We start from the raw sequence: 4,592 nt of genomic DNA, 5'->3' as shown, positions 1-4,592 counted from the left end.
TTCGGCAGCTCCTACCTTGGAATACATTCCCCTGTAGGAGCTGCCGAAGGCTGCGATCTTTTTGCGCTCTGGCACGACACATCTATACAACCTCCTTACAATCCCTCCTTTGTTAGCTGCCTAAGCAAGGATTCTGCATGCAAGCCGCCAACCCGCGTCGCGGGTACATTCTGGGCCTGAGTGCCTACATCATCTGGGGCCTGTTCCCGATCTACTTCAAAGCCATCGCCGAAGTGCCGGCCGTCGAGATCATCATCCACCGGGTGCTGTGGTCGGCGCTGTTTGGCGCACTGTTGTTGATGGTGTGGAAACACCCGGGCTGGCTGCGCGAACTGCTCGACAACCCGAAGCGCCTGGCGATTCTGGCGTTGAGCGGCACCCTGATCGCCGCCAACTGGCTGACCTATGTGTGGTCGGTGAACAACGGACGCATGCTTGAGGCGAGCCTCGGTTATTACATCAACCCGCTGGTCAACGTGTTGTTGGGTATGTTGATTCTCGGCGAGCGACTACGACGGATGCAGTGGGTTGCGGTGGGTTTGGCGGCGGTGGGCGTGGCGCAGCAGGTGTGGCAAGTCGGCAGCCTGCCATGGGTATCGCTGGTGTTAGCGCTGACCTTCGGTTTCTACGGTTTGATCCGCAAACAAGCGCCGGTCAAGGCGTTGCCGGGGCTGGTGGTGGAAACCTGGATGCTGGTGCCGATTGCCATTGCCTGGTTGCTGTTCAATCAGACCGCGACCAGCGCTCAACCGGAGTTCTGGACCACGTCACAAGCCTGGTGGCTGGTGGCGGCCGGCCCGGTGACGCTGGTGCCGCTGGTGTGCTTCAACGCTGCCACGCGACACTTGCCCTACACCACGATCGGCTTCCTGCAATACCTCGCACCGACGCTGGTGCTGTTGCAAGCCGTGCTGCTGTTTGGCGAGCATTTGTCGTCGAGCACACTGGTCGCGTTCATCTTTATCTGGGCCGGTTTGGCGGTTTACAGCGTCGATGCCGTGATCAGTTTGCGCCGGCGCAGCTGATCAAAAAACATACAAACCCTCACAGGCCACGTTTCTCGTGGCCTGCATCGTTCCTTCCCAAGGTTATCCACAGCGTGATCCCCGCCGTTTGTGCGCAAGTCACTGAATGCTGGCGGTTTTTTGATCAACTCCGGCAAAGCCACGGCGGGCTTGGCGATACGGGCAATCTCTACAGGTTATCCACAGGCAGGTGCACGTTAAAACTGGATAACCTCATCGCCGTTTTAAACGTCTGTGCGTAACACCAACTCGACCATCAGATCATCGGCCAAGGTTTCCAGACGCGACTGCAGAACGTCCAGCGACAGGGTCAGTGGCACCGCGAGAATCGCCTCGGCGTGAAACAGCGGCTCGCTGCTCATTGGGGCCGGGCGCACCTCAGTCACCAGCCGTTCAAGGTTGACGTCCTGCTCGCTCAGCAACCGGGTGATGTCGCGCACAATCCCCGGGCGATCATTGCCCACCAACTCCATCGCGATCGGCTTCCAGGTGCAGGACTGCTCGATGCCACTCTCGGCGATCAGCACGCGAATACCGTGGGTCGACAATGCTTGTAGGGCATCGACCAATTCGTCGTAAGCCTCCGCCGGCACGCCCACCCGAAGAATCCCGGCGAACTGCCCGGCCATCCGCGACATGCGACTCTCCAGCCAGTTACCGCCATGCTCGGCAATGCATTGGGCGATGCGCTCGACCTGCCCGGGTTTGTCCGGCGCAAAAACGGTGAGTACGAGATGATCCATGGCGCCGCCCTCTTGTCATGACTTTTGTTATAGAAGGGGAAGTATAGGCAAGCGGGGATATTGCGCTGAAGCGACCGACCCCTTCGCGAGCAAGCTCGCTCCCATAGGGTGTAAGCGACACGGGCGCCATAGCAGCCAAATACTATTTATGTGTACAACTTTTGATATTTAACTGGAACAATCCAATGGTTTTTTGAGAACATCCCGTTCCGCGATGTGACCGCAATGCGACATGAGGTCGCAGAACGACGTAATTAGTCTGATTTTCACAAGCGCAACTCATCATGTAGTATGCCGCAGCGCGCACTACATAACGCTGGATCGATGTCTGCCCAAGGCATGCTCACAACCCTGAAAGCCCCGTCAGCAAGGCCCCAAGCCTTTGATTGGTCCCAGCCCAGCCGCCAGCAATGGCATGTACTGGTCGGCAGGTTTGTGGTTTAAATGGCCAGAGGCTTCATTGTCAAAATTGAAGAGCTGAAAAGCGAAATAGCTGAGCAGAGTGAGGCAAGCAATGACTGAACACGTTCAAGTCGGTGGCCTGCAGGTCGCCAAAGTCCTGTTCGACTTCGTGAACAACGAAGCCATTCCCGGTACCGGCCTCACCGCCGAAAAATTCTGGGAAGGTGCCGACAAGGTCATTCATGACCTGGCGCCGAAGAACAAAGCCCTACTCGCCAAACGCGATGACTTCCAGGCTCTTATTGATGCCTGGCATCAGGAACGCGCCGGTCAAGCGCACGACGCCGTGGCCTACAAAGCTTTCCTGCAAGAAATCGGTTATCTGCTGCCAGAAGCGGCTGATTTCCAGGCAACGACGCAAAACGTCGATGACGAAATCGCCCGTACCGCCGGCCCGCAACTCGTTGTGCCGGTGATGAACGCTCGCTTTGCTCTCAATGCTTCGAACGCCCGCTGGGGTTCGCTGTATGACGCCCTCTACGGCACCGACGCGATCAGCGAAGACGGTGGCGCGGAAAAAGGCAAAGGCTACAACAAGGTGCGTGGCGACAAAGTCATCGCCTTCGCTCGTGCCTTCCTCGACGAAGCCGCGCCATTGGCCGCGGGCTCCCACGTCGATTCAACCGGCTACAAAATCGCTGACGGCAAACTCGTGGTCACCCTCAAGGGCGGCAGCAACAGTGGCTTGCGCGACGACGCACAACTGATCGGTTTCCAGGGCGACGCCAACGCGCCAATCGCGATCCTGCTGAAACACAACGGTCTGCACTTCGAAATCCAGGTCGATGCCACCACCCCGGTTGGCCAGACCGATGCTGCCGGCGTCAAAGACATCCTGATGGAAGCGGCCCTGACCACCATCATGGACTGCGAAGACTCCGTGGCGGCCGTCGATGCTGACGACAAAGTGGTGATCTACCGCAACTGGCTCGGCCTGATGAAGGGCGACCTGTCGGAATCTGTCTCCAAGGGCGGCCAGACCTTCACCCGCACCATGAACCCGGACCGCACCTACACCGCGCCGAACGGTGGCGAAGTGACCCTGCACGGTCGTTCGCTGTTGTTCGTGCGTAACGTTGGCCACCTGATGACCATCGACGCGATCCTCGACAAAGACGGTAACGAAGTGCCGGAAGGCATTCTCGACGGTCTGGTCACTTGCCTTGCGGCGATGCACAACCTCAACGGCAACACTTCGCGTCGCAACACGCGCACCGGTTCCGTGTACATCGTTAAACCGAAGATGCACGGCCCGGAAGAAGCGGCGTTCACCAACGAGCTGTTCGGCCGCATCGAAGACGTGCTGGGCCTTACGCGCAACACGCTGAAAGTCGGGATCATGGACGAGGAGCGCCGTACCACGGTCAACCTCAAGGCCTGCATCCAGGCAGCCAGCGAGCGCGTGGTGTTCATCAACACCGGTTTCCTCGACCGCACCGGCGACGAAATCCACACCTCCATGGAAGCCGGCCCGGTTGTGCGCAAGGCCGACATGAAGGCTGAGAAGTGGATCGGCGCTTACGAAAACTGGAACGTCGATATCGGTCTGAGCACCGGCCTGCAAGGTCGTGCGCAAATCGGTAAAGGCATGTGGGCGATGCCCGACCTGATGGCCGCGATGCTTGAGCAGAAAATCGCTCACCCGCTGGCCGGCGCCAACACCGCCTGGGTTCCATCGCCGACCGCCGCTGCACTGCACGCGCTGCACTACCACAAGGTCGACGTGTTCGCCCGTCAGGCCGAACTGGCCAAACGCGCTCGCGCTTCGGTAGACGACATCCTGACCATCCCGCTGGCGGTCAATCCGAACTGGACGCCAGAGCAGATCAAGAACGAACTGGACAACAATTCCCAGGGCATTCTCGGTTACGTGGTGCGCTGGATCGACCAGGGTGTCGGTTGCTCGAAAGTGCCGGACATCAACGACGTCGGCCTGATGGAAGACCGTGCCACGCTGCGTATCTCCAGCCAGCACATCGCCAACTGGTTGCGCCACGGTGTGGTCACCGAAGCGCAAGTGATGGAAAGCCTCAAGCGCATGGCGCCAGTGGTTGACCGTCAGAACGCCAACGACCCGCTGTACCGTCCGCTGGCACCAAACTTCGACAGCAACATCGCCTTCCAGGCGGCGGTCGAACTGGTGATCGAAGGCACCAAGCAGCCGAACGGTTACACCGAGCCGGTTCTGCACCGTCGTCGTCGCGAGTTCAAGGCTGCCAACGGCCTGTAAGCTGCGCTGAACGCCGGACATGAAAAAGCCCTGATCGAGAGATCAGGGCTTTTTCTTTGGGAAGCACAATCAAAAGATCGCAGCCTTCGGCAGCTCCTACATGAGATCACCTGTAGGAGCTGCCGAAGGCTG

The 4,592-nt window shown here is 59.0% G+C and carries 3 protein-coding genes; 2 read left to right on the top strand and 1 reads right to left on the bottom strand.

Annotated elements, in window-relative coordinates; genetic code table 11:
- Positions 1–137 precede the first annotated feature (137 nt).
- Complete coding sequence (rarD, locus tag EJA71_RS25375) at positions 138–1,025, top strand: EamA family transporter RarD (RefSeq protein ID WP_158960502.1); 888 nt, start codon at positions 138–140, stop codon at positions 1,023–1,025.
- A gap of 224 nt (positions 1,026–1,249) precedes the next feature.
- On the opposite strand, the gene EJA71_RS25370 is transcribed toward rarD, so the two are convergent.
- Positions 1,250–1,768: a glycine cleavage system protein R gene (locus EJA71_RS25370; protein ID WP_158960499.1), complete on the bottom strand. Its 519-nt coding sequence runs from the start codon at positions 1,766–1,768 to the stop codon at positions 1,250–1,252.
- Between the two features lie 514 nt (positions 1,769–2,282).
- Between EJA71_RS25370 and EJA71_RS25365 the strand changes: the two genes are divergently transcribed.
- Complete coding sequence (locus EJA71_RS25365; RefSeq protein ID WP_158960496.1) at positions 2,283–4,460, top strand: malate synthase G; 2,178 nt, start codon at positions 2,283–2,285, stop codon at positions 4,458–4,460.
- Positions 4,461–4,592 lie beyond the last annotated feature (132 nt).

It is taken from the genome of Pseudomonas sp. PB106 (assembly GCF_009764645.1).
GTDB lineage: Bacteria > Pseudomonadota > Gammaproteobacteria > Pseudomonadales > Pseudomonadaceae > Aquipseudomonas.
Note: the sequence above shows the minus strand (reverse complement) of the source record. Positions and strands in the feature narration are given on the sequence as shown.